At 69.9% G+C, this 23,412-nt stretch carries 24 protein-coding genes and 2 pseudogenes; 11 read left to right on the top strand and 15 right to left on the bottom strand.

The annotated features are described in order from the left end of the window. Nucleotides 1–2 precede the first annotated feature (2 nt). The 5 genes and pseudogenes from AB0L95_RS16770 to AB0L95_RS16790 all read left to right on the top strand — a co-directional run. Complete coding sequence (locus AB0L95_RS16770; RefSeq protein WP_365162408.1) at nucleotides 3–659, top strand: DUF6286 domain-containing protein; 657 nt, start codon at nucleotides 3–5, stop codon at nucleotides 657–659. A 27-nt stretch (nucleotides 660–686) separates the two neighbouring features. Then, nucleotides 687–1,295 (top strand): alkaline shock response membrane anchor protein AmaP, encoded by a 609-nt coding sequence (locus tag AB0L95_RS16775; RefSeq protein ID WP_365162409.1) that lies wholly within the window; start codon nucleotides 687–689, stop codon nucleotides 1,293–1,295. 134 nt (nucleotides 1,296–1,429) lie between these two features. Further along, nucleotides 1,430–1,585, top strand: coding sequence for a DUF6131 family protein (locus AB0L95_RS16780; protein ID WP_365162410.1), 156 nt, complete (start codon nucleotides 1,430–1,432; stop codon nucleotides 1,583–1,585). Nucleotides 1,586–1,764: 179 nt separating this feature from the next. Further along, on the top strand, nucleotides 1,765–2,115 hold the full coding sequence (locus AB0L95_RS16785) for a transposase (protein ID WP_365162411.1): 351 nt from the start codon (nucleotides 1,765–1,767) through the stop codon (nucleotides 2,113–2,115). Beyond that, nucleotides 2,091–2,327: pseudogene (locus AB0L95_RS16790) on the top strand (transposase family protein); the annotation flags it as partial. The gene AB0L95_RS16785 and the pseudogene AB0L95_RS16790, both read left to right, overlap by 25 nt. 166 nt (nucleotides 2,328–2,493) lie before the next feature. On the opposite strand, the gene AB0L95_RS16795 reads toward AB0L95_RS16790, so the two are convergent. The 3 genes from AB0L95_RS16795 to AB0L95_RS16805 all read right to left on the bottom strand — a co-directional run bounded on the left by AB0L95_RS16795 (nucleotide 2,494) and on the right by AB0L95_RS16805 (nucleotide 5,436). Beyond that, entirely contained in the window at nucleotides 2,494–3,315 is an 822-nt protein-coding gene (locus tag AB0L95_RS16795; protein ID WP_365162412.1) for a hypothetical protein, read from the bottom strand. A gap of 77 nt (nucleotides 3,316–3,392) precedes the next feature. Then, on the bottom strand, nucleotides 3,393–4,040 hold the full coding sequence (locus tag AB0L95_RS16800) for an RNA polymerase sigma factor (protein WP_365162413.1): 648 nt from the start codon (nucleotides 4,038–4,040) through the stop codon (nucleotides 3,393–3,395). 952 nt (nucleotides 4,041–4,992) lie between these two features. Further along, nucleotides 4,993–5,436 (bottom strand): Lrp/AsnC family transcriptional regulator, encoded by a 444-nt coding sequence (locus AB0L95_RS16805; RefSeq protein WP_365162414.1) that lies wholly within the window; start codon nucleotides 5,434–5,436, stop codon nucleotides 4,993–4,995. 153 nt (nucleotides 5,437–5,589) lie between these two features. Here AB0L95_RS16805 and AB0L95_RS16810 point away from each other — a divergent pair, with 153 nt between their 5' ends. From AB0L95_RS16810 to AB0L95_RS16820, 3 genes are all read left to right on the top strand, one after another. Next, complete coding sequence (locus AB0L95_RS16810) at nucleotides 5,590–6,774, top strand: aminotransferase class I/II-fold pyridoxal phosphate-dependent enzyme (RefSeq protein WP_365162415.1); 1,185 nt, start codon at nucleotides 5,590–5,592, stop codon at nucleotides 6,772–6,774. 49 nt (nucleotides 6,775–6,823) lie between these two features. Then, nucleotides 6,824–6,961, top strand: a complete 138-nt coding sequence (locus tag AB0L95_RS16815) for a hypothetical protein (protein ID WP_365162416.1) — start codon at nucleotides 6,824–6,826, stop codon at nucleotides 6,959–6,961. A gap of 85 nt (nucleotides 6,962–7,046) precedes the next feature. Next, entirely contained in the window at nucleotides 7,047–8,345 is a 1,299-nt protein-coding gene (locus tag AB0L95_RS16820; RefSeq protein WP_365162417.1) for an amidohydrolase family protein, read from the top strand. 365 nt (nucleotides 8,346–8,710) lie between these two features. On the opposite strand, the gene AB0L95_RS16825 is transcribed toward AB0L95_RS16820, so the two are convergent. The 7 genes from AB0L95_RS16825 to xylB all read right to left on the bottom strand — a co-directional run bounded on the left by AB0L95_RS16825 (nucleotide 8,711) and on the right by xylB (nucleotide 17,089). Next, a complete protein-coding gene (locus tag AB0L95_RS16825; protein WP_365162418.1) occupies nucleotides 8,711–9,676 on the bottom strand; it encodes a DUF1152 domain-containing protein in 966 nt (321 codons plus the stop codon). A gap of 87 nt (nucleotides 9,677–9,763) precedes the next feature. Beyond that, entirely contained in the window at nucleotides 9,764–9,967 is a 204-nt protein-coding gene (locus AB0L95_RS16830) for a LamG-like jellyroll fold domain-containing protein (RefSeq protein WP_365162419.1), read from the bottom strand. A 277-nt stretch (nucleotides 9,968–10,244) separates the two neighbouring features. Next, on the bottom strand, nucleotides 10,245–11,768 hold the full coding sequence (locus AB0L95_RS16835; protein WP_365162420.1) for an aldehyde dehydrogenase family protein: 1,524 nt from the start codon (nucleotides 11,766–11,768) through the stop codon (nucleotides 10,245–10,247). Between the two features lie 153 nt (nucleotides 11,769–11,921). After that, nucleotides 11,922–13,202, bottom strand: coding sequence for a GAF domain-containing protein (locus AB0L95_RS16840; RefSeq protein ID WP_365162421.1), 1,281 nt, complete (start codon nucleotides 13,200–13,202; stop codon nucleotides 11,922–11,924). Between the two features lie 161 nt (nucleotides 13,203–13,363). Then, nucleotides 13,364–13,978 (bottom strand): N-acetylmuramoyl-L-alanine amidase, encoded by a 615-nt coding sequence (locus AB0L95_RS16845; RefSeq protein ID WP_365162422.1) that lies wholly within the window; start codon nucleotides 13,976–13,978, stop codon nucleotides 13,364–13,366. A gap of 439 nt (nucleotides 13,979–14,417) precedes the next feature. Continuing rightward, nucleotides 14,418–15,626, bottom strand: coding sequence for an ROK family transcriptional regulator (locus AB0L95_RS16850; protein ID WP_365162423.1), 1,209 nt, complete (start codon nucleotides 15,624–15,626; stop codon nucleotides 14,418–14,420). A 17-nt stretch (nucleotides 15,627–15,643) separates the two neighbouring features. Further along, nucleotides 15,644–17,089 carry a xylulokinase gene (gene xylB, locus AB0L95_RS16855; RefSeq protein WP_365162424.1) on the bottom strand — a complete coding sequence of 482 codons (1,446 nt, stop codon included), beginning with the start codon at nucleotides 17,087–17,089 and terminating at the stop codon, nucleotides 15,644–15,646. A 195-nt stretch (nucleotides 17,090–17,284) separates the two neighbouring features. On the opposite strand from xylB, the gene xylA reads away from it, so the two are divergent. Both xylA and AB0L95_RS16865 read left to right on the top strand, forming a co-directional pair. Then, nucleotides 17,285–18,451, top strand: a complete 1,167-nt coding sequence (gene xylA, locus AB0L95_RS16860) for a xylose isomerase (protein ID WP_365162425.1) — start codon at nucleotides 17,285–17,287, stop codon at nucleotides 18,449–18,451. 137 nt (nucleotides 18,452–18,588) lie between these two features. Next, a complete protein-coding gene (locus AB0L95_RS16865) occupies nucleotides 18,589–19,002 on the top strand; it encodes a hypothetical protein (protein ID WP_365162426.1) in 414 nt (137 codons plus the stop codon). A gap of 105 nt (nucleotides 19,003–19,107) precedes the next feature. On the opposite strand, the pseudogene AB0L95_RS16870 reads toward AB0L95_RS16865, so the two are convergent. Then, nucleotides 19,108–20,444: pseudogene (locus tag AB0L95_RS16870) on the bottom strand (esterase-like activity of phytase family protein). A gap of 284 nt (nucleotides 20,445–20,728) precedes the next feature. On the opposite strand from AB0L95_RS16870, the gene AB0L95_RS16875 reads away from it, so the two are divergent. Continuing rightward, nucleotides 20,729–20,911, top strand: a complete 183-nt coding sequence (locus AB0L95_RS16875; protein WP_365162427.1) for a hypothetical protein — start codon at nucleotides 20,729–20,731, stop codon at nucleotides 20,909–20,911. Here the strand turns inward: AB0L95_RS16875 and AB0L95_RS16880 are convergent. From AB0L95_RS16880 to AB0L95_RS16895, 4 genes are all read right to left on the bottom strand, one after another. Further along, a complete protein-coding gene (locus tag AB0L95_RS16880) occupies nucleotides 20,908–21,069 on the bottom strand; it encodes a hypothetical protein (protein WP_365162428.1) in 162 nt (53 codons plus the stop codon). The genes AB0L95_RS16875 and AB0L95_RS16880 overlap by 4 nt on opposite strands. Nucleotides 21,070–21,497: 428 nt before the next feature. Then, on the bottom strand, nucleotides 21,498–22,361 hold the full coding sequence (locus AB0L95_RS16885; protein WP_365162429.1) for a hypothetical protein: 864 nt from the start codon (nucleotides 22,359–22,361) through the stop codon (nucleotides 21,498–21,500). Nucleotides 22,362–22,493: 132 nt separating this feature from the next. Beyond that, nucleotides 22,494–22,754: a hypothetical protein gene (locus AB0L95_RS16890; protein ID WP_365162430.1), complete on the bottom strand. Its 261-nt coding sequence runs from the start codon at nucleotides 22,752–22,754 to the stop codon at nucleotides 22,494–22,496. Beyond that, nucleotides 22,741–23,280 (bottom strand): PadR family transcriptional regulator, encoded by a 540-nt coding sequence (locus AB0L95_RS16895; protein WP_365162431.1) that lies wholly within the window; start codon nucleotides 23,278–23,280, stop codon nucleotides 22,741–22,743. Before AB0L95_RS16895 ends, AB0L95_RS16890 begins: the two co-directional genes overlap by 14 nt. Between the last annotated feature and the right edge of the window lie 132 nt (nucleotides 23,281–23,412).

Here is a 23,412-nt window from a genome sequence, read left to right on the forward strand (position 1 = left end):
CGGTGCACCGTGAGACGGCGTCGCCGACGAAGGTGCCGACGGGGCCCGCGCCGCCCGAACGCGGTGCGTCCCTGCCGGGCACGGCAGCGGGCGGCCACGACAGAGACCAGGCCACTCACCGTCCGTGGTCCGCGCGCCGCCTTCCGGCCGCGCTGGTCGCCCTGGTGATTGTCGCGGCGGCAGGCGTGGCACTGGTCGATGTCATCTCCGTACGGGCAGGACGCCAAGCGGCTGGTTGGCGAAAGCGCCTGGCCGAGGAGCTGGCCACCCGGCCGGTGGACGACGTGTGGATGCTCACCGGAGCCGCGGTGGCTGCTGCCGTCGGCGTCTGGCTGATCGTCCTGGCGCTCAGTCCGGGCCTACGTCGCCTGCTGCCCCTGCGATCGCCTGCCGGCTGTCCCCGGTCCCAGCTCCGCGCCTCACTGGACCGCGACGGCGCCGCTGCTGTACTGCGCGATGCCGCCATGCGGGTTCCAGGCGTCAGCACGGCGTACATCCGGGTCGGTCGCCACCGCATCAAAGCCCTCGCGGACGTCCGTTTCCGCGATCCGCAGCAGGTGAAGGCCGACCTCGCCGCGGTCCTCAACGAGGAACGCGACCAACTCGCGCTCTCCCGTCCCCTCCGCATCGCCGTACGTGTGCGGCAACGCTCTGCCTGACCGACGCCCAGCATCGGAGCACCCACCATGACGCCGCGACACCTCCTGAACCGCGCCTTGCTGGCCCTCATCGGAGTGATACTTCTCGGCGGCGGCCTGCTGATCATCGTCGCCGGGCTCGACCTCTACCGGAGGCAGGACCTGGCACCCCCCGTCGGCTGGCCCCTGACCACCCCGGACGCCATCCTGCTCAGCTCCGCAGACCGGACCCGCTGGAGCAGCCAGGGCTGGTGGTGGCCCGCAGTCATCGCCGCCCTCACTCTCATCACCGTGCTCGCCCTGGGATGGTTGCTCGCCCAACTGACCCGGCGTCGTCACCCCGGCACGATCCCCCTCGGCGGCAGCCCCGAGCAGCAAAGCGTCGAACTACGCAGCCGCGCGCTCAGCGACGCGATCGCCTCCGAAGCCGGCGCCCTGCCCGGCGTCCAGCAGGCACATGTCCGCATCACCGGCCGACCTACCCGCCCTCATGCCGACATCAGCCTCACCCTCACTCCTCAGGGAAGACCCGCCGCAGTCCTCCACTCCCTTTGCGAAGGCCCGCTGCACGCCGCACACCAGTCCACAGGTGCCCCACACATGCCCACCCAGGCCCACTTGTACGTTGCCCGCCACAAACCCCACCGCACGCAATAGATCCGAGGAAACCGATGGGAGCTGGACATGGCCCTGAGCTACCGATACGGGAAGTCGAACATCACAATTTCCTCTTCCCTCCAAGGCTTTCTTCGCAAAGCAATGAATAGGCGCTACTCCCAAGGGAATGCATCATGATCATCCTGGGCATCATTCTGCTTGTCGTCGGCTTCGTCACCGGCCTGTCCATCCTGTGGACCATCGGGATCATCCTGGCAGTCATCGGAGCGATCCTGTGGATCGTCGGCGCGATGGGACACGCAGTCGCAGGGCGACGCCACTACTGGTGACGGGCTCAGTGCTTGCAAAAAGCCAAAACGCGGCTTTGAACATGTCGCTGAGTGTCCGGCGGGTCATGCCGCGAACTCGGGGTGCTGCCGCGCGCGGGGTGTGAGGGGGCCTTGCGTTCTGATATCAGATCCTCAAGATATGGATCTTGAGGATCTGAGCACGGACAGACCTCGTGGTCATGAAGCACTACCCCGCCGAGTTCAAGGCGCATGCGGTCGTGCTGGTGACGGTCAAGCAGGCCGCTGCTGATCTGGGGGTCAACGCGGAGACGCTGCGCAACTGGATACGTGCGGCCGGAGCGAGCCGTCCACGGGGACGACGGGCGCAGGCTCTGGTGCAGCCCTTTGCGCTGCTGGAGGCCGAGTTGGCCGCCGCGCGGCAAAGGATCGGATCCGCGAACTGGAAGGGGAACGCGAGACCTGAGCACCAGATGGGCTGGACGTTGCAGGTTCCCATGCGACGTGCCGCCGAACGCGACGAGGCTGCCATGAGCCGACCAACAGCGGCCCGGACGCCGACCCGGCGGTGATCACCGGCTACAAGGCCGCCCGGAACCGGCCCCTGACCCGCGGCCAGAAACTGTCCAACAAGGAGCTGGTCGCGGTCCGGGCCCCGGTCGAGCACGGCTTCGCGCACCTGAAGAACTGGCGCGTGCTCGGAAAGGCGCGTACCGGCCTGAAGCGGGCGACCGCGCTGGTGCGGGCCCTGCTGGTCCTGACGAACTGCGAAGTCGCTCGCTGACCTGACCGACGATCTTCACGAGAGTCATCCGCCCGTGACCAGCCCGAGTATCCCCAAGCCCACGCACACAGCCCACTTGACCTGCAGCTTTCACGATGAAACACCACTCAGGGGGCAGTCCCGGGCACATCGCCGGGGCAGCAATGAGGTCGGTCGAAAGGCCGATTTACTGCTTGTCGGTGAACTGCGGGTCCTTCTTCTGGTTGTAAATCTCCGCGCCGGATGCGTTGTAGGCATGGACGTAGGGGCTGGGGCCGCCATAGTGCGGGCCGGGGTCGTCGGTGGAGAGAGCCGCCGCGTAGACGAACGCGCCGCCTGCCATGACCGTCGGGTACTGCTTCGGGTTGTCGCCGTAGCTGATGGTGATCTTGGCGATGTCGGATGTGTAGTGCCCGGCGCCCAGCATGAGGTACTGCCTCTTGCCGGAGGGCTCGCGGATGGAGTCGAAGTACTCGATCATGTGACCGGTGCCCCACAGGCGATTGTTGATGAACGTGGGCGGGGAGTCCTGACTGTTGCCCTTGTCGCCCTTTGACTCGCATTGCACGTACTGATCGGCGGAGTCGACGGCGATGACCACGCCGTCCCAGTCCTGCGAGGCGATGGGTGCGCGGACCGCGACCACCGCGTGGAATCGCGATGCATCCGAGCCCAGGCAGGAGGCCAGGATCTTGACGGCGGTCCCGGCGTCGATCGGGGTCGTCGTCCCGCTGGTGATGGAGAATGCGTCCGGGGCGGAACTCGCGCGAGCCGAGGACGACGCCGAGCCGGCTCCGGCCGACGTGGAGCCGTGCGTTGTGCTCGGACTCGGTGACGCGGCGGCGCTCGTCGGGTTTCCGGCGGGGTCGGCGAGAAGCGGCTTGGCATCCCCTATCCCCCTGACGGCCACGGCCGCGACGCTCATCGCCGCAACGCCGGTGGCGACGCCTAGCGGCACTCCCCACCTGCGTCGCAGCGAAGCACGGTTGTTCTCTGGGCCGATCTTCATCAGTAGCTCCTCTCGGGTCCGCCGGTGGTTCGGCAGATCACGATCGGAAGGAGCCGCAGGAATGCCCTGCGTGTGATTCATCGTGCGACCTCTTCCGCGTTGACGGGATTCTTCGAACTGAATGACGCCGGAGTCGCTGCTCCGTCAACGAGGTCGGCCCCCAGCCTCCGCCGCGCCCGGTGCAGTCTGGACTTCACGGTTCCGACCGCCACCCCTAGCGTTGCCGCAGCCGCCTGCTGATCCAGGCCCGACCACACGCAGAGCTCGACGACGTCGCGTTCGTGGCGCGGCAGCCGAGCCAGCGCCCGGTGGATTTCCGACATGCGACGCTCGTCGTCGACCAGGCCGACGACGCGGTCCGCGTGGTCGCCCACCGGCTCGTCATGCGAGACGAGCCGGCGCAGCAACGCCTCGGCCCGCCTCAGTCGCCGCCTGGTGTTCGACAGCAGGCGGTCGGCGATGCCCAGCAGCCACGGCAAGGCCGAGTCGCGGTCCAACACCGTCTCCGATCGCCGACGCCAGGCGTGCAAGAACACGGTCGACGTGAGGTCTTCAGCTTCGGACCAGTCGGCCGTGCGCCGGAACAGGTGGTTGTAGACGGTCTTCCCATGACGGTCGAAGATCCGACCGAACGCCTCGCGGTCGCCGCCGACGGCCCTCGCCCACAGCTCTCGGTCAGATATCCCTCCGACCGGTACGGCGGGACCAGCGTCGTTCAGTTCCATGCTCTACACGTGTCCGGCAACCGGCCGAAGGTTCCCGCTGAGCTAGCTCCGCTTTGACGGACGGATCTGGCCCTGCTGTGAAGACCCGTCTTCAGTCGATATGGCATCACTCGAGTCCATTTGGATGCTTCGGCCTGCCCCCCTGGAGGCGCTACTCCTTCACGCGGAATGTATCGGGCTGCCGATGACGGGGTCCTCGCCGGGGCGACGGCCCCACTGCGTCTGCGGCACTGGGCGGCGGGGCGGCGTCGGGGACTGCGCGGGCGAACCTGGTCCATGGGCGGCGGCAGCCAGCGCGGCAGCTGGGCGGCCGAGGAAACCAGGGCGGCGGCCCGCGGCGATGGCGCGTGCCCGTTCACGTCTGCGTGGGCAGGGCCGCTTCCAAGGGTTCTACGCTGCCAAAGGCCAGGGCCAGGGCCAGGGCCAGGGCCAGGGGCTCGTGGGTCTGTGGCTCTCTGCCCACCCCCGACTACCGGATCATCGAGAAACGCGCTCTCACTGCCTGCCGCGCGATCTCACCTTCAGCTACACCGCCTACTATGGCTGGCCGATCGGCGATTGGCTGGCACGGTCAAGTCAAAAGTTGCTGGTCAGATACGGTGACGGAATGACCGAGAGCCTGCCTGCTGACGTAGTCGACGTGCTCGCGGCAGTCCCGAACGCGGACCATCCGGTTCATGTCTGAACGCCGCCGTCGGGCAGTGGCTCACCTCCACCGGCGCCGCACCCTCCGCCCACCGGGTCTCCCAGGGCGCGAGGCTGGGACGGGCCGCAAGCATCGAGATCGCGGCCGCTGCGGACGGCACCGCCTGGGTCAGCGGCGCCGCCGTCATCTGCATCCGCGGCACCATCCCTCTTTGGCCGCCCCACCGGCCGCGCTCCGGCAGCAGTTGCTGGGGCGAACAGCTGTGCGGCGTCCATGTGCCGGACCACCGGGGCCGGGACGGGACGGTCATGGGGTGTCGGCGGAGAGCGTCTTCATGGTGACGTAGCTGGTCACCGTGGCCACGCCGGGCAGGCTGGCCAGCTGGTTGGCGTGGAAGTCCTCGTAGGCGGGCAGGTCGGCGACCTCGACCTGGAGCAGATAGTCGAAGTTGCCTGTGATGTGGTGGCTGTGGACCACCTCGGACAGCCGGGTGACCGCGCTCTCGAACGCGACCACGTCCGCGCGGGTGTGCCGCATCAGCCGCACCCCGGCGAACACCCGCAGGCTGCGGCCGACCGCGGCGGGATCGATCAGCGCCCGGTAACCGCGGATGACTCCGGCTTCCTCCAGTTGCCGCACGCGCCGCAGGCACGGTGACGGCGACAGCCCGACCCTGGCGGCGAGCTCGGCGTTGCTGATGCGACCGTGCTGTTCGAGCACGGCCAGAATCGACTGGTCTACCTCGTCCATGGTGGCAGATTATTGCTCTTGTGGATTGAGTACCACAATCCAGTGCCTGCTCTGAGCGCAACTTGCTGCCAAAGTTGCCGGGACTCGCCCACATCGGAGCGATAGTCGGTCACGCTTCATGACGTCAGACCGACGGTCCACGGAAGGGCAGCCATGACGGGCAACAGCACCATTACCGTTCACGCCGATCGCGAAGTCCATCCCAGCCGCGCCGTGGCACCGCCCATCTATCAAACGGCGACGTTCTGGGCCGAGGACGAGGAGACGTTCGCGCAGGTCGCCGTCGACCCGCGGGGCAAGGACTTCTACACCCGCTTCGGCAACCCGAACCACGCACAGGTCGCGGCCGTCGTCGCGGAGCTGGAGGGCACCGAGGCGGCCATGGTCACCGCGTCCGGGATGGCCGCGCTCACCACCGCTGTGCTGGCGCTGGTGTCCGCCGGTGACCACGTCATCGGGCAGAAGTCCACCTATGGGGGCACGGGCTCGGTGCTGCTGAACCTGTTGCCGCGCCTCGGTGTGTCGACCACCTTGGTGGACCAGACCGACCCGGAGGCGTTCGCGAAGGCGCTGACCCCACAGACCCGCCTGATCTTGGTGGAGTCGCCGAGCAATCCGCTGCTGCAGATCACGGACCTGCGCGCCGTCGCGGAGCTGGCCCGTGCGCTCGACGTGCCGACCATGGCGGACAACACCTTCGCCACTCCGCTGAACCAGCGTCCGGCGGACCTCGGCATCGACCTGGTCTGGCACAGCGCGACCAAGTACCTCAACGGCCACTCCGACGTCTCCGCCGGAGTGCTGGCCGGGCCGGCCGAGCTCCTGAACCGGATCTGGGACGTCGGCCTGCTCACCGGTGCCACCCTCGGCCCCATCGACGCATGGCTGCTGCTGCGCGGCATGCGCACCCTGCCACTGCGAGTGCCGCGGCACAACGCCAACGGCCAGGCGCTCGCAGAGGCGTTGAACGGGCATCCAGCCGTGGCGAAGGTGCACTATCCCGGTCTGGCGTCCCACCCGCAGCACAAGCTGGCCGTCGGCCAGATGAGCGGTTTCGGCGGGGTGCTCGGCATCGAGTTCGCCGGTGGTTTCGAGGTGGCCGACGCGTTCCTCGGCCGGCTGCGCTACCCCCGCCGGTCGGCCAGCCTCGGCGGCGTGGAATCGCTGGCTGTACATCCGGCGTCCATGTGGCGCGGGATGCTCAGCGAGGAACAGATCGCGGAGTCGGCTCCGCTGGGCCTGGTTCGGCTGGCCGCGGGCACGGAGGACACGGCCGACCTGGTCGCCGACGCGCTGGCCGCGGCCGACGCGGTACACACCACGGCGGCGAGTGCCTGAACCCCCGAGAGAGCGCGGGCCGCACGGTGCGGCGACGCCATCCACCCGTGTGCACACATATGACCGGCGCGGTTCTCGACACAACCGGCCCCTGGGAGTCCAACTGCTCAATGAAGAGGTGCATCGGGCGCTGGCCCTCTCCCTCGTCGGCTACCTGCGGCAGAAGGCCCTGACCGACCACGGCTGATCTGCGCGGCCGCGAGCAGAGCCGCGGCGGGTCGCCACAACATGATCTTGAACAATCTGAAAGCGTCTGTGAAGGAGTTCACCCGATGAAGACCCTGCTCACCGGCGGCACCGTGGTCAGCATGGACCCGTCTGTCGGAGATCTCGACCTCGGTGATGTGCTCATCGAAGACGGTGTGATCGTCGAGGTGGCCGAACGGATCGACGCGCCGGACGCCGAGGTGATCGACGCGACCGACCGGATCGTCATGCCCGGCTTTGTCGACAACCACCGCCACACCTGGCAGACCGCGTTCCGAGGCGTCGGCGCGGACTGGACATTCCCCGAGTGGGCGGTGGCCATGCACGGCACGGTCAAGCCCCACTACCAGCCCGAGGACGTCTACGCAGGCACCCTGCTCGGCCGCCTGGAGGCCCTGCACTCCGGCGTGACCACGATGCTGGACTGGTACCACGTCGCGCAGAGCCGCGAGCACGAGGACGCCGCCGTCGCGGCGCTGCGGGAAGCGCCGGGGCGGTCGATCTTCTGCCTCGGCGCCGGATGGGGCACCCCCGACCCCGTCGACGCCGCCATCCGCCGCGTCCGCGCCGACCTGGCCGGGGACGGCCTGGTCACCATGGCGCTCGGGCTGCGCGGGCCCGAGGCCACCAGCATGGACACCGTCGCCCGGGAGCTGAAGCTGGCGGCCGAACTCGGCCTGCGCACCAGCCTGCACATCGATGCCGGCGGGACGCGGCGCCCGGTCGCCGAGTTGCGCGAGCACGGTCTGCTGCGGGACACCACCACGTTCGTGCACGCCAACGGGATCATCGACGAAGAGCTGCGGATGCTCGCCGACGCGGGCAGCTCGGTGTCCATCAGCCCGGACGTCGAGCTGAAGATGGGGTTCGGCTGGCCGATGACAGGCCGGGTGCTCGCCGCGGGCCTGCGCCCGACCCTGTCCATCGACGACGTCCCGTCGGTCGGCGGCGACATGTTCTCCACGATGCGTACCGCTTTCGCCGTGCAGCGTGGCCTGGACGGCGGCCTGCGCTCCCGGGACCTGCTGGAGTTCGCCACCGTCGACGCCGCCCAGTCGTGCGGGCTCGACGCCCGAACGGGCAGCCTCACGCCCGGCAAGGACGCCGACATCATCCTTCTGCGCGCCGACGACCTGACCGTGTTCCCGGTCACCGACCCGGCCGCCACTATCGTCAGCGCCGGCCACCCCGGCCTGGTGGACACAGTCCTCGTCGCCGGCCGCGTGGTCAAACGCGACGGCGTACTGGTGGACGTGGACCTCCCGGCGTTGAGGACCCGACTGGTCGCATCACGCAACCGGATCGCGGCGGCCGCCGGCATTCCGCTCGACGGCACATGGCGCCCACGGCCGGAAGCGGAGTAACAGCACTCAGGGAATGCAAACGGTATGGCCATCCCGGGTGAGGCGCCTCAAGAGGCATTTCGTATTCCTCAGCCCTGTCCACGATCTGTCGCGCGCGTCGCAGGACGGGTTCGTCGATCACGTGGCTGTTGTGTGCGCTCACACCGGCTGTTGATGAATCCAGCAGGTCACGCGCCCACCGGATCTCCGCCGTGGACGGGCTCATGTGCTCGGCGACCGTGCTGACTTGGGACGGATCGGGACGTGGAGGTTGATCCTCGGGAGCGGACACCGGGCTTCATGCGGCGAGTGACAGCGTGGCCTGGTTGAGGGAGAGGGTCGGGACCTCGCTCGTCGGCACAGAAGCCTTCGTGCTGCTGCCGGGCTCAGTGCGGGAAGGCTCGGGGTGGTCGCTGCCGGGGCAGCTCCTCGCGGAAGCTGGAGATGGCCGAGCTGATCTGGCGCATCAAAACCGTGCCCTCCAGCCGGTCCAGATAGAGGTTCGCGCGCGCCAGGACGGGCAGGTCTACGCAGAAGTACAGAGCCATCAGCGGGTTGACGAACAGTTCGCTGCCACGGGTGCGCTCGGTGAACCGTACGTCGCCGAACTCCCCCCGGACGGCGGCAGCGACGGATCCGTGCACGATGCTCGGATGACTCGCATGGCAGCGGTGGGCGTGGGCCACCGCGTCGAGGTAGGCGGCACCCTCAAGGCTTTCGCGGGGAAGCGAGAACGCACCCAGATAGCCTCCAGCCCGGTCCAAGCCGGCCAGATTCTCCAGTACCAAAGAATGGTTCACGCCGTGATAGGCGTCCACACCGAAGCCCACACAGGCCACGAGCCGGTGCGGGACTTCGTCCAGCCCGGCGACGGCTGCCAGGCTGGCCATGTCCTCCTCCGGAGTGCCGAGCCCGTGTTCGTCCCCATGCATCAGGATGTCGGTCCCGCCGTCCACCAGCACGACCGCATCCGCCCCGCCGACGTGCTCGAGCAGTGCCCGGTAGGCGGCACGCAACGGCTGGACACCCGTGCGGGGAAAGGCATACACAGTGTCGGGCAGTTCCTGCGAGTGGAGCCAGCGGGCGAGAGAGCGCTCGGGGAAGTAGTCGCCATGCAGCTGAGTGTCTGGGCGGACGGCGGCGACGTCTTCCGCGACCCACGAGTCCAGGTCCAGGGCGTACAGGTCGGAAAAGGACAGGCTGGCCAGGTGGACATCGGCACCGGCCGACCGCAGCGCGAGGGCCAGGGGCAGCCCCGCGTAGACGTCGAAGCCACCGCCCGCACCGGCGACGAGGACCCGGCGCGCTTCGCGCAGGCGGGTGAAGAAGGCGGGCTCGCGGAGGGTGATCACCACTCGACCCTAACCTCGCAGTGGTCGCGCGCAAGGCTCGGTCCATTCAAAGCGCTACCGCAGGAACGCTGAGTGACCAGCGGTGGTTCAGTGCAGAGAGCCGACCTCGGTCGCCGACAGCGTGCGCGGGTAGACATGGACGTCGGCGACGGAGCCGGGGAATGCCAGGTAAGGGGCCGTGGCAGAGGCAGCGTTGACGCAGCCGCCGATGGTCAGGGGCATGGAGGAGTCGTACTGGGGGCTGAGGTCGGTGGCGGTCCCGATCAGAGTGCCGTTCTGGTAGAGGGCCATGTTGCCGGTGCTGGAGTTCCCCGGGGCCGGTGCCTAGCCATGCTCAAGACCTGTGGATCGAGCTCGGGTGCACGCGAAGGGCGTACCTTCCCGAGTGATCGACTGATGGTCATCGGGTAGGCCAGTGTTCGCAGCACCGGTCGGGAAGGCACGCCTGTGCTCAGCCTGGTCAACGACGACGGCGGGGGTAAGGGCGTGTTTCGACTCGCTGGTCAGATGTGCGCCGAGAAGGGCGCCTGCCGGGCATCTGCCCTGGTCAGGCGCCCTTTTTCTGTGTCTAGAAGAAGCCCAGCTTCTTCGGCGAGTACGACACGAGGAGGTTCTTCGTCTGCTGGTAGTGCTCCAGCATCATCTTGTGGGTCTCGCGGCCGATGCCCGAGCCCTTGTAGCCGCCGAACGCGGCGTGTGCCGGGTACGCGTGGTAGCAGTTGGTCCACACCCGGCCTGCCTGGATGGCGCGGCCCGCGCGGTACGCGGTGTTGACGTCCCGCGTCCAGACGCCCGCCCCGAGCCCGTAGAGCGTGTCGTTGGCAATCTTGATGGCGTCGTCGAAGTCGTGGAACGACGTCACCGACACCACCGGGCCGAAGATCTCCTCCTGGAAGATCCGCATCCGGTTGTCGCCCTCGAAGATCGTCGGCTGGACGTAGTACCCGCCCTTCAACTCGCCGTCGTGCTCGATGCGTTCGCCGCCCGTGAGGACTTTCGCGCCCTCCTGCCGGCCGATGTCCAGATACGAGAGGATCTTCTCCAGCTGGTCGTTCGACGCCTGCGCGCCGATCATCGTCTCCGTGTCCAGCGGGTGCCCGGTCTTGATCAGCTCCGTGCGGGCGACGGCCGCCTCCATGAACTCGGCGTAGTGGCCCCGCTGGACCAGCGCCCGCGACGGGCACGTACAGACCTCGCCCTGGTTCAACGCGAACATCGTGAAGCCTTCCAGCGCCTTGTCGCGGAAGTCGTCGTTCGCCGACCAGATGTCCTCGAAGAAGATGTTCGGGGACTTGCCGCCGAGCTCCAGGGTCACCGGGGTGATGTTCTCGGAGGCGTACTGCATGATGAGCCGCCCCGTCGTGGTCTCGCCGGTGAACGCGACCTTGGCGACGCGCGGGCTGGAGGCCAGCGGCTTGCCCGCCTCGACGCCGAAGCCGTTCACGATGTTCACCACACCCGGAGGCAGCAGGTCGGCGACCAGGCTCAGCCAGTAGTGGATGGACGCCGGGGTCTGCTCGGCCGGCTTGAGGACGACCGCGTTGCCGGCCGCCAGGGCCGGCGCGAGCTTCCAAGTGGCCATGAGAATGGGGAAGTTCCAGGGGATGATCTGCGCGACCACGCCGAGCGGCTCGTGGAAGTGGTACGCCACCGTGTCGTCGTCGAGCTCGCCCAGCGAACCCTCCTGGGCCCGGATGGCGCCCGCGAAGTAGCGGAAGTGGTCGATGGCCAGCGGGATGTCCGCGGCCAGGGTCTCCCGTACGGGCTTGCCGTTCTCCCAGCTCTCGGCGACCGCGAGCTTCTCCAGATTGGCCTCCATCCGGTCGGCGATCTTCCGGAGGATGTCGGAGCGCTCGGTCGCCGACGTACGGCCCCAGGCGGGCGCGGCGGCGTGCGCCGCGTCGAGCGCGCGCTCCACGTCCTCGACGGTCCCCCGAGCAATCTCCGTGAACGGCTGCCCGTTGACCGGAGTCGGATTCTCGAAGTACTGGCCGCGGGCCGGCGGCACGTACTCACCGCCGATGAAGTGGTCGTACCGCGCCTGGTAGGAGACGATCGCACCCTCGGTGCCGGGCGCTGCGTAACGGGTCATACGGGTCTGCCTCCCGGGAAAGCGCTGCCCGCCGTTGGGCAGCTCTCGGCGCGAGGTTAGGCACGCGCACGTTGCGAGCACGTTGCGTCCCGGCCGCGGCCGTCGCGTGTGCGGGCGCGAGGCCTGCCGCACGGTGCGCGGCCGCCCAGCGCCTCAGCGAGGTGCCGCCGGACGTGCCCAGCCCACCGGTGCCGCCAACTCCGACTCCAGCTCGTCGAGGCGCGCCCGTACCGCCGCTGTAGGCCGAACCGCCGCGAGCGCCCGCCAGGCGTCGAGGTCGTCCTCCCCCCACGGTGCGTGCGCCCAGCCGGCCAGCAGGTCGGGGTCGCGGCGGGCGATGAGCGCCGTCCGCAGCCCGTCGGCCAGCCTGCGCCGCAGCAGCGCCACCGCCGGTGCGAGCGAACCCGGCAACAACGGTCCCGGGTAGGCGCCCGCGGCCTCCGCGAGCGCGCCCGCCGCCAACCGGCGCTCCATGACCGCGACATCGGACTCGACCGGAGCCGTCAGCCGATAGGGACGTGAGGCCAGCAGCCCGGGCCCGAGTATCCGGCGCAGCCGTGCCAGCTCGGCGCGGAGCGTCACCGGTGTCACCGACTCGTCCTCGTACAGTGCGCACAACAGCTCGTCCCCGCTCAGTCCCTCCGGATGCCGGGCCAGCAGCACCACGATCTCACTGTGGCGGCGACTGAGCCGGATCTGCCGGCCGCGTGTGCGCAGTCGCGCCTCATCGCGGCCGAGCGCGGTCAGCTCCACCATGTCCGCCGGTGCCTCGGTCGGCGCCAGCAGTGCCAGCTGGGACTCGGCGGCCCGCGCCACCGCCTGGACGAAGCCCAGGCTGTGCGGGTGCGCGAGCCCGTCCCCACCGGTGATGTCCAGCGCGCCGAGCACCCGCCCGGTGCGCGGATCGTGCACCGGCGCCGCCGCGCAGGTCCAGGGCTGGACCCGTCGGATGAAGTGCTCGGCCGCGAACACCTGCACCGGCCGGTCCACCGCGACGGCCGTCCCCGGCGCGTTCGTCCCGACCGCCGACTCCGCCCAGCGCGCTCCCGGCACGAAGTTCATGCGGTCCGCCCGCCGCCGTGTCGCCGGGTCGCCCTCGACCCAGAGCAGCCTGCCCTGTGCGTCGCACACCGCCAGCAGGTGTTCGCCGTCCGATGCGAACGGGCCCATCAGTTCGCGGATCAGCGGCATCACAGGTGCCAGCGGGTGCTCCGCCCGGTAGGAGCCGAGGTCGCCGTCCATCAGTTCCACGGGTGCGGTGCCGTCCGGTCCCACGCCCGCCCGAGCAGAACGCCGCCATGAGTCGGCGACCACAGGGCGCACCTTCCGCGCGACCGTGCCCGCCGCCGTGAACGTCTCGTGTGCGCGACGCAACTCCCGTACCCGCTCGACGGGATCGGTTCCCGGCTCCAGCGCCACCCACGGATCGGTCAATGCGGCCTCCCGGGACGTCGATGGGGTCGGGGACATCGTCACTCCCGACGGGGTCGCCGACAACCGTCTCGACAGGCTTCCGCCCAAACGAGGCCGGGGGAGCCCCCCCGGACCCGGACCCGTGTCCCTGCGCCCTGAAGTCCCACGGCGCTGCTTGCGGTTCAGGCGAGGTTCACGAGTCTCATGTAGCGCGTCCAGTCCCAGTTCGGTCCAGGATCCGTGTGGTCCGTTCCGGGGACCTCGTAGTGGCCGATGATGTGGGCCCTGTCCCTCGGGATGCCATACCGCGTGCAGATGGCCGCCGTGAGTCTCGCGGACTCCTCGTACAAGGCGTTCGTAAAGTAGCCGGGCTGTTCCACCCACCCTTCGTGCTCGATGCCGACGCTGCGTGTGTTGTACTCCCAATTTCCCGCGTGCCAGGCGATGTCGTGCTCGCGGACGCACTGCGCGATGTGCCCGTCCGCCGAGCGGACGACGTAGTGCGCGGACACTTTCTTCCTCGGGTTCTTGAAGATGCCCAGGGTGTTGGTGTACGTCGCCTGCGTCACATGGATGACGATGCGATCCAGCGGCTGGCTCACGGGCCGGTCCGCGGCCGTGTAGTTGGCGGAGGCCGCCGAGAACCAGTCGGCGAAGGGGTGATCGACGGACCGGGGCCGGGCGCGGGCCGGAGCCGAGGGGAGTAGTACGTAGGGCACGGCGGCCAGGGCCGCGCCCTTCAGCAACCGCCGTCTGCTGGTGAATGAGTTCGTTTGCTGCGACTCGGCTCGTTCCACGAAGAGAGCGCCTTTCATATCCAGAGTTCCGAAATGTATCGATCTCGTGCTTCGTGTACTCAACGCCTCGGCATAGCTGTCGTTTCGCGCGACCCGATAATGGATCTCGCCCATCTCGCCCATCTCGCTTCGCGCCACGTGTGCGGCCGGTCGCGCGCGGCGCCGAGCAGTGGTCCCGCACAGCGCGACTTCCGTGCGTGCCGTCGCCGGTAGGGACGTGAACCGTCTCGCCCGTCATCTGAACCCCCCGATTCCACTGGCGTGCAGCCGCCGCCCGACGGCTGCGTCGTGTGTGCATCACGTTACGGTGCCAAGTGGTCGCGCAGCGGAGGCGCGGTGTCCGCGGTGGACAACGGCACAACTGTGGATATCTCCGCCACCCGTTGGAGGGAAGGCGAGCGGGCCGAGGTTCCGGGCGGTAGCGGCTCGGGTGATTCCCTCACCTCTTCCCGGCCACTCCCACCGGATCGTCGAGTACCGCCCGGACCACCGAATGCGCGGCGCCGAGCAGCGGTCCCTCGGACCCCAGACGAGAGACGGTCACGGTACACGCGGGGCCGGCCGTGCGGCGCGCCAGTTCCCGTTCCAGGGACGGCAGCAGCCAGGGCGCGAGCGCGGCCAGTGCCCCGCCGAGCACGACGGCCCCCGGGTCCAGCAGATTCACTGCCCCGGTCAGCGCGATGCCGAGCGCGGTCCCGGCGCCGCGCAGGGCGCGGCGTACGTCCGGGTCACCCTGCGCGGCGCGTTCGGCCAGCAGTTCCACTCGGTCCTCACCCGGCGACAGCCTGGCGGCACGCAGCACTGCTTCCTCGCCGGCGTACTGCTCCAGACAGCCACGCCCGCCACACGCGCACCGGGGCCCCTCCGGGCGTACGGGCACATGCCCCAGTTCGCCCGCGAAACCGCGGGTGCCCCGCAGCAGCCGCCCGTCCACGACGACCGCACCACCGATGCCGATCTCCGCCGAGACATGAAGGAAGTCCCGTGGTGTGTCGTCGCCCAGCCAGAGTTCCGCGAGGGAACCGAAGTTGGCCTCGTTGTCCACGCTCAAGGGCAGTTCGGACGGCAGCAACCGGCCCAGGTCGACGTCGTGCCAGTCGAGGTTGGGGGCGCGGACCACGGTCCGGGCGTCGCTCGCGACCAGGCCCGGCACCGCGACCGCCAGGCCCGCAGGCCACAGCCCTTCCCTGTCGGCCTCGGCGGCCACCTGCCGTACCAGTTCGGCCAGTTCGCCGAGTACCGGCTGCGGGAGCCGGCCCCGGTTCGTTCCGTGCCGCACCGCCCTCGCCCGTATCTCCCCGCGCAGATCCACCGCACACACCGCCAGGTGGTCCACCCCGATCTCGGCACCGATCCCCGCCGGACCGCTGCCGCTGACGGCCAGGGCGGACCCCGGGCGCCCCACCCGGCCGGGACGCTCCGGCCCCAGCTCTTCGAGCAGTCCCGACCGGATCAGTTCGTCGACCAGGGTGGAGATCGCCGCCCGGGTCAGTCCGATCCGGGAGGCGACCGCGGCGCGCGAGAGGGGCCCCTCGGCGCTCACGGTGTGCATGACGCGCGCCAGATTACGGCGGCGCATGCCCTGCTGGGTGTCGGGGACCCGGCTGCCAGGGCCGCTCGGATGGGCTTCGTGCAGCGGTGCGGTCATGCCTCCCTCGGATCCCGTCAGTGCTGGTCCGGCTCCCGCTTCAGCAGCGGTGCCGCGTCGGAGAGTACCCCGGCGATCCTGGCCAGGGTCGCCCCGTCCCGCTCCACGGCTTCCAGTACCGGGCCGCGGGCGGTGTTCCAGCGCCGGGCGACGGAGGCCGGGTCCTCACCGGTCAGCAGTCCGGCGGCCTGGGCGGCGGCGCCCAGGGCGACGAGTTCCCTGGCCTCGGGCACCTGCACGGGACGCCCGGACAGCCGTCGTACGGTCTGCTGCCAGGCCGTTCCGCGCGCGCCGCCGCCGATCAGCAGCAGCGGGGCCGTGCGGTCCGCGTCTTCGTCGAGCACCAGGTCGAGGGCGCCGAGCAGTGAGTGCACCGCGCCGTCGTACGCAGCCTGCAGCAGCTGCCCCGCGGTCGTGTCGTGGCGCAGGCCGTGGAGCAGGCCCGAGCCGTGCGGGAGGTCCGGGGTGCGCTCACCGTCGAGGTAGGGGAGCAGTGTCACCTCCGCACCCGGTTCGACCGCCTCACGGTCCAGGCCCAGCAGGGTGGCGATCCGGTCGACGGCGAGCGTGCAGTTCAGGGTGCAGGCCAATGGCAGCCAGTCGCCGTGCGCGTCCGCGAAGCCCGCGACGGTGCCGGTCGGGTCCGCGGGCCGCCGCTTCGAGATGGCGTACACCGTGCCGGAGGTGCCGAGGCTCAGCACCGCAGTCCCGGGCCGCAGCCCGAGGCCCAGCGCGGCCGCGGCGTTGTCACCGGTGCCCGGAGCGACCAGGGTGCCCTTGGAGAAGGGCAGGTCATGGGCGTCGCGCACGGTGCCCGCCACCTCGCCGGGCCGGACCACGCGCGGCAGCAGGGCCGGGTCCAGGCCCGCGAGGGCGAGGATCTCCTCGTCGTACGACTCGGTCGCGGAGGCCCACCAGCCGGTGCCGGACGCGTCACCACGGTCCGTCGTGCCCTGCCCCGTGAGGCGCTCGGTCAGATAGTCGTGGGGCAGCCGCACGGCCCTCGTCGCGCGAACCGCCTCGGGCTCGTGCTCGGCCAGCCAGGCCCACTTCGTGACCGTGAAGGACGGGCCGGGCACGCTTCCCGTGCGCTCCGCCCAGACCTTGGGGCCGCCCAGTTCCTCGACCAGCCGGCGGGCCTGCGGCGCGGAGCGCACGTCGTTCCACAGCAGGGCCGGACGCACCGGGTCGCCGTGCGCGTCCAGGGTGACCAGACCGTGCTGCTGGCCGCCGATGGACACCGCGGCGGCCTCGTGGGCCGCCTCGCCGCACTGGTGCAGGGCCTCGCACAGGGCGTCCCACCACTGGCGGGGGTTGCTCTCGCGGCCCGCTCCCGACGAGACGGTGTGGGGTGCCTGGCCGGCGGCCACCACCCGTCCGGTCGACGCGTCGACGACCAGGACCTTGGTGGACTGGGTGGATGAGTCCACCCCGACGACGAGCGGACCCTCGGCTGCTGACATCGGGCTCTCCCTCTTCCGCGGCTCGCGGGATCTGGCCTGTTGGCGGGGCGTGCCGGGACCGGCGCGGCCCGGGGCGCCCCTCGTCACCGTACGCAGTCCCCGTACGAGGACGCATCGTCTCTTCCCAGGGATGCCTCCGCATACTAATTTGTTAAGCGCCATGACGAAATAGTCTCAGGAGCAAGGAGCGACGGCATGAGCTACCAGCCCACCCCCGAGGACAGGTTCACCTTCGGCCTGTGGACCGTCGGCTGGCAGGGAAGGGACCCGTTCGGCGACGCCACCCGGCGCGCCCTGGACCCGGTCGAGTCGGTACAGCGCCTTGCGGAGCTCGGCGCCTACGGTGTGACCTTCCATGACGACGACCTGATCCCCTTCGGGTCCTCGGACAGCGAGCGCGAGGCGCACATCAAGCGCTTCCGCGAGGCGCTCGACACGAGCGGGATGACCGTGCCGATGGCCACCACCAACCTCTTCACCCACCCCGTCTTCAAGGACGGCGCCTTCACTGCCAACGACCGTGACGTCCGTCGTTACGCGTTGCGCAAGACCATCCGCAACATCGACCTGGCGGCGGAACTCGGAGCCAGGACGTATGTCGCCTGGGGCGGCCGGGAAGGTGCCGAGTCCGGGGCGGCCAAGGACGTGCGCGTCGCACTCGACCGCATGAAGGAGGCCTTCGATCTCCTCGGGGAGTACGTCACCTCCCAGGGGTACGACCTGCGCTTCGCCATCGAGCCCAAGCCGAACGAGCCGCGCGGCGACATCCTGCTGCCCACGGTCGGTCATGCTCTCGCCTTCATCGAGCGCCTGGAGCGCCCCGAGCTGTACGGCGTCAACCCCGAGGTGGGGCATGAGCAGATGGCCGGGCTCAACTTCCCGCACGGCATCGCGCAGGCCCTGTGGGCGGGCAAGCTCTTCCACATCGACCTCAACGGCCAGTCCGGCATCAAGTACGACCAGGACCTGCGCTTCGGAGCGGGCGACCTTCGGGCCGCCTTCTGGTTGGTCGACCTCCTGGAGAGCGCCGGTTACCGCGGGCCTCGCCACTTCGACTTCAAGCCGCCGCGGACCGAGGACCTCGACGGCGTGTGGGCGTCGGCGGCGGGATGCATGCGCAACTACCTCATCCTGAAGGAGCGTTCGGCCGCCTTCCGTGCCGACCCCGAGGTCCGGGAGGCCCTGCGCGCCTCCCGGCTGGACCAGCTGGCGCAACCGACCGCAGCGGACGGGCTGAAGGCGCTGCTGGAGGACCGCAGCGCCTTCGAGGAGTTCGACGCGGAGTCGGCCGCCGCGCGCGGAATGGCCTTCGAGCGCCTGGACCAGCTGGCCATGGACCATCTGCTCGGCGCCCGAGGTTGATCACCGCGCCACGTCGGCGTGTGTCGGGATCCACATGGAATACCGCGGAATCAGACCATCCATGACATGAGTCCGTATCAACTGCCGTGCGAGGGTGGCGCGGTGGCGGTCTCAAGGCGACTCTTGACGGTATGGCCATGCCACCCATGCCACCCCGGCCGCCGGGAGACACACCGCCTTGGGATGCCGGCGGGTTCGGTCCGCCGCCCGGAGCGCCCGGTCCGCGCCGCCCCGCCGTCCTCCTCGTGCTCGCCGTGATCGTGGCGCTGGGGATCGTCGCCGTTGTTCTGGTGGTGAACAACGGCGGCGGATCCACGGAGCAGAAGCCGTCCCCCGAGAGCAGCGGGAATACGAGCAGCCCGGCCGCCCCGTCGCTGGGCATCCCCTCCGGCCTGCCCACCGCACTGCCCTCACGGCTGCCCTCGAGCCTGCCGACGAAGCTTCCCTCGGGCTTCCCCACCAAGCTGCCCAGCGGCTTTCCGAGTGTCCTGCCGAGTGGGCTCCCGAGCGACATCGAGTCGCTCTTCGCGAACCCCGCCGCGACGCCGTGAGCAACCGCGTGCCGGTCGGGCGGCGGCGTGGGGCACGCGTGTGTGCGCCACGCGCGCGTGCACCCGAGGCGGGGAGCACACGCGCGTGGCGGACGGTGGCGCGGCTCAGAAGTCCTCGGGCAGCCGCACGTACACCACCGTCGTCTCGATGCCGCTGTCGACGAGCCGGCCCTGCGCGTCGAACGCGCCCGAACCGTCCGTCATCCCGAAGTCGTTGTCATTGATGAGCGCGAGTGTGTGGTGATCCACGCGGGCGATGCCCTCGATCTTCCCGGGCACTCCCTTGACCTTGCCGAGATCGACGACCAGTCGCTTGTCCAGCACCGGAACATCGGAGGCGGCCGGGTCGTCGAGGTGCTCCAGGGAGGGAGAGGTGGTGTCGTCGTCGTAGCGTCCGCCCAGGATGTCCGCACTCCGCGTGAGCCGGACCAACTGGAGTCGAGCCGCCCTGTCGGTGCGCTCCTCTACGAGCAGCCGGTCGCCCCCGACGGCTACCACGGACGAGATCTTCAGCTCGGACGTGTCGTCCTCGCCCGGGTCCACCACGTCCACCGGGTCGAACCGGTACGCGTACTCCGCGGTCACGGCCCGCTTCTTCGGGGAGAAGCGCAGCAGACGGGTGGTGCGCGAGGCGGCCCCCGCGTCCCCGTCGGGGAGGGACAGCGGGCTCTGCAGGGCCATCACCAGGTCACCGCCGGGGAGTTGGGCGAGTCCCTCGAAGCCGCGGTTGATCGTCCGGTGCAGCAGGACGGACGGCAGGGCCTCGACGACCGGGTAGTCGGTGCCGGACAGGTTCAGCCCCTTGGGCACGTACCTCGTGAGGACCTTCCCGCGTGCGGAGACGTGGATCAACGACGGCCCGTACTCGTCGACGAGCCAGAAGCTGCCGTCCTCGGAGCGCACGATGCCCTCAGTGTCGAGGCCGTTCGGGTTGTACGCGAGCGTCTTTTGAGCGTCGTAGGAGTACGGCGCCTCGTCCCGGCCCTGCTGGTTGGACAACCCGGTGACGGGCTTGCCGGAGGAGGTGGTGACCGGGATCGCGTCGAGCACCGTCACGGTGTCACCGCAGACACGGATCTTCACGATCGCCGGGTCGAACCCGGGCACCGGGAAGGTCCGGCGCTTCTTGCCGTCCACCTTGATCTGGCCGTTGGGCCCCCGGTCCGTCACGGCCAGAACTCACCCTTGCGGCCCGCCGGGTAGATGTCGCTCCCGATGCCGCCGACATCGATGCCGTGGTCGTCGTCCACCGTGCCGTTCAGCAACGCGTTGCTGAACGCACCCAGCGGGATGTCCCCCAGCGTGGCGGTGCGCGTCACTTCCGGCTGATCGTTGTGGGCACTCGCAGTGCCGGAGACCGCGAGGGCGGCCAGGACCGCGAGCGGTACGCTCGCGGCGACAGAGCGGTGCACACGGCGTCGACCGGCTGCATGCGGGGACATCGGGACCTCCTGGGCGCAAGTTCGTTGACAGCGGCTAGAGTTGGCCCCGGCATCGAACGCCGAGCGACGGCTCGGTGAACGCGGGACGACGGCCTTGGATCGGGCCGACGCCCGCCCGGGGAAACGCCCGGCTCATGGGCGGGTCGAGCGGCGGTGGCGGAGCATGCCTCTCAGGGATGAGTGAGGGGCGGCTCAGGGTCGTCTCAGGGGCACGGTCGGAACCGTGCGCGGGACGCATCCGTTCTCATAGCAGAGAGCGGCACTGGCCGCGAAGGAGGCGACACATGTCGAAGAACGCGAAGATCGCCGCGGGGGGAGCGCTGGTCGGGCTCATCCTGTTGATATGGCTCCCCTGGTGGGCCGCCCTCCTGATCATCCTGGGAGTCCCCACGGCCGCGTACCTCACGCTGGACCCCTCCCAGCGGCGCAGGCTGCGGCGTGCGACACGCAAGGAACTCGGCCGCTAGCGGTCCGCCGCCTGCCCCGCCAGAGCGCAGGAGTCGACCACGTCGCCACCCGCGGGCCTGCCGACGGTACGGTCCGCGGGCGGTCGCTCGCCCCGCTCCAGCCCCGCGGTGAGGACGGCCCGGGCCGCCGCGCGGTGCACGGACGAGGGCCGCTTCACACAGTCGTAGGCCGCGTCCGAGGCGCAAGGGAAAGGATCGGGTCTGCAGTGCACCCGGCGGACGAACCCGGACGGGCGGCGTCGTACGAGGGGTAGCCCCGGCCTGGTCAGCCATGTCCGTACACAGAGTGCCCGCCGGCCCGGATGCCGTCAGGTCATCCAGACAGGCACTCCGCTGGAGCGCCGCACCCGGCACCCGCACCGGTTCCTGCCGTGCGTAGTGGCCGCCGCCGGTCGCCGCCGCGGGGCCGGGGAGGGTAGAGGCCGGCAGAGCGGCGGCGAGGAGCGCGATGCTTCGGGACAGGCGCATGGAGGGCCTGCGGGGCGCGACGGGAGTGGGATGGCTGCCCACGCTGCGACCACAGAAGCCCACCGGCTATGGGGGTGGGCCATATGACCGGTCCACCCACTTCGCCCGGGCTGCCGCCTCAGGCCGGGCGGACCGCCAGTTTGTCCAGTGCCTCGAGCAGTCCGGGCAGCTTCGGGCCACGGCCCACGGGGAGAACCTCGCCGGGCTTTTCGTCGAGCAGCACGAACGCGATGTCGTCGGTTCTGGCCACCATGGACCAGCCGGGTCCGTCGGCACGCAAGGTGCGCGCGTCGCCCGGAGCGAACGAGGAGCGGATACGCCCCAGCGGCGGGGGAGCGTCGACGTAGGCGTGAGCCTCCGCGAGGACACGGCGGACGCCGACCGGGGACTTCTCATCGCCGCTCTCCCCGGCGTTCTCCGTTCCCTCCCCAGCCTTCTCCGCCGCCTCCCCGGCCGCTGTCCCGCCGTCTGCGGATGCGAAGAATGTGTCGTCGAGCTGCTCGCGCCACATCGCCCACTGGAGTGCGATCTCGTCGGCTCCCAGGCGCCGTTGCGCCGGGCCCCAGGTACTGGTGTCCGGCGGGGAGAGCGGCTCGCGGTCGGTGTGTTCGGGGGCGGGGTCGTGCGGCGCGGGCAGACCCGGCGCCGCGACGGCTACCGCCAGCGGCCAGCCCGGCAGCGCAGCGACGACCGTCCGCTCGTCCGGCGACAGCTCGTACTCCATGCCGCAGTCCCAGGACGCGATGGCCACGGCCACCAAAGACACGTCGTCGATGACAACGGTCCAGCGCGCACCGTCGCCGTCCTGACCGAGCACGAGGCCGTACCCGTCGGCCATGGGCGGCAGGTCGAGCGCCGCACAGGCATCCGCATAGTCGTCGCCCAGCACGCTCGGGAACTGCGCGGGCGTCAGCAGAGCCGCCGTCAGCACATACAGCGCGTCGTCCTCGGCGGCGACGGCGTCCTCGTCCGTCCCGGCCATGCCACCCTCCCTGTGGTTCGTCCGTCGGCGCACCCTAATGCCCACGCGAGCCGGTTGTCACGAGTGCGAATCACACGAGAAAGCGCAGTTCTCCGGCGGGATCGGGGCGAAACGGCCGAGCGGGCGCGGGTCTCAGTGCGCGGGCGGACCGAGCAGCGTGCGAGCGACCACCGACGGCGACTCGTCGCGGTCCCGAGCCAGGGCGATGACGGCCCGGCACGCCAACTCGTTCACGCCGAACGACAGAGCCTCCGGCGAAACCCACGGCACGGCCTCGTCGATGCGGTCCTGGTCCAAACTTCGGCGGCACAAGAGGGACCAGACGGTGAAGAGTTCGAGCGACTCGAACCGCGCCGCGTTCCGCCCCCTCGACGCCCTGTCAACCAGTCGCACCGCTCCCCTCGAGTGAGTCGAGTGTCGTGCGCAGCCAGGTCAGCTCGGCCCGGCTCGTGGCCCGCGCGATCGTGAGGATGCCGCGTCTGAAGGGGTCGTTCAGTTCCTCCGCGCGCAACGGCCGGTCGTCCTCGTAGAAGAAGCTCGAGGGCTCCTCCAGGAAGGCGAGCCGACGGCGTAGGACGGTGGCTTGGGCCGCCGGGTCCTCCAGGTGCCTGAGGAAGGCGAGCACGGTGAACCAGCGGTTCTCGTCGCTGATGTCGCGCTGCGCGGGTTCCGTGAGCCGGTGGCGCAGCGCCTGTCTGCCCTCGTCGGTGAGCGTCAGGACGTGACGCGGAGCGGCCACGGAGCCCGGCTCCGTCGTCCGGGCCAGCAGTCCGGACTTCTCCAGCCGCTTGATCGCGGGGTAGAGCGTGCTCTCGGCGACGGGACGCACGTGGCCCGTCAGCGCGGTGATGCGTTTGCGCAGCTCATAGCCGTGCAGCGGGGCCTCGTAGAGAAAGCCGAGGATGGCGAGTTCCAGCATGCCCGTATTCTGCCGCGTCCCCGCAATACATCCAGTGCGTAATGCATCCATGCCGTAATACATCTGCGGTGCAATACCTCGTAACCGATGTATCCTGTCGGGCAGGTGGTGACCTACAGAAACGCAGAGGAG

The organism is Streptomyces sp. NPDC052036, from assembly GCF_040680495.1.
Classification (GTDB): domain Bacteria; phylum Actinomycetota; class Actinomycetes; order Streptomycetales; family Streptomycetaceae; genus Streptomyces.

Bases quoted from the DNA above. Each gene is read 5' to 3' on its own strand.
- AB0L95_RS16795 (WP_365162412.1), bottom strand. From the start codon at position 3,315: ATGAAGATCGGCCCAGAGAACAACCGTGCTTCGCTGCGACGCAGGTGG.
- AB0L95_RS16865 (WP_365162426.1), top strand. From the start codon at position 18,589: ATGCCACCCATGCCACCCCGGCCGCCGGGAGACACACCGCCTTGGGAT.
- AB0L95_RS16875 (WP_365162427.1), top strand. From the start codon at position 20,729: ATGTCGAAGAACGCGAAGATCGCCGCGGGGGGAGCGCTGGTCGGGCTC.
- AB0L95_RS16800 (WP_365162413.1), bottom strand. From the start codon at position 4,040: ATGGAACTGAACGACGCTGGTCCCGCCGTACCGGTCGGAGGGATATCT.
- AB0L95_RS16775 (WP_365162409.1), top strand. From the start codon at position 687: ATGACGCCGCGACACCTCCTGAACCGCGCCTTGCTGGCCCTCATCGGA.
- AB0L95_RS16810 (WP_365162415.1), top strand. From the start codon at position 5,590: ATGACGGGCAACAGCACCATTACCGTTCACGCCGATCGCGAAGTCCAT.
- AB0L95_RS16805 (WP_365162414.1), bottom strand. From the start codon at position 5,436: ATGGACGAGGTAGACCAGTCGATTCTGGCCGTGCTCGAACAGCACGGT.
- AB0L95_RS16780 (WP_365162410.1), top strand. From the start codon at position 1,430: ATGATCATCCTGGGCATCATTCTGCTTGTCGTCGGCTTCGTCACCGGC.
- xylB (WP_365162424.1), bottom strand. From the start codon at position 17,089: ATGTCAGCAGCCGAGGGTCCGCTCGTCGTCGGGGTGGACTCATCCACC.
- xylA (WP_365162425.1), top strand. From the start codon at position 17,285: ATGAGCTACCAGCCCACCCCCGAGGACAGGTTCACCTTCGGCCTGTGG.
- AB0L95_RS16820 (WP_365162417.1), top strand. From the start codon at position 7,047: ATGAAGACCCTGCTCACCGGCGGCACCGTGGTCAGCATGGACCCGTCT.
- AB0L95_RS16830 (WP_365162419.1), bottom strand. From the start codon at position 9,967: ATGGCCCTCTACCAGAACGGCACTCTGATCGGGACCGCCACCGACCTC.
- AB0L95_RS16785 (WP_365162411.1), top strand. From the start codon at position 1,765: ATGAAGCACTACCCCGCCGAGTTCAAGGCGCATGCGGTCGTGCTGGTG.
- AB0L95_RS16835 (WP_365162420.1), bottom strand. From the start codon at position 11,768: ATGACCCGTTACGCAGCGCCCGGCACCGAGGGTGCGATCGTCTCCTAC.
- AB0L95_RS16885 (WP_365162429.1), bottom strand. From the start codon at position 22,361: ATGGCCGGGACGGACGAGGACGCCGTCGCCGCCGAGGACGACGCGCTG.
- AB0L95_RS16895 (WP_365162431.1), bottom strand. From the start codon at position 23,280: ATGCTGGAACTCGCCATCCTCGGCTTTCTCTACGAGGCCCCGCTGCAC.
- AB0L95_RS16850 (WP_365162423.1), bottom strand. From the start codon at position 15,626: ATGACCGCACCGCTGCACGAAGCCCATCCGAGCGGCCCTGGCAGCCGG.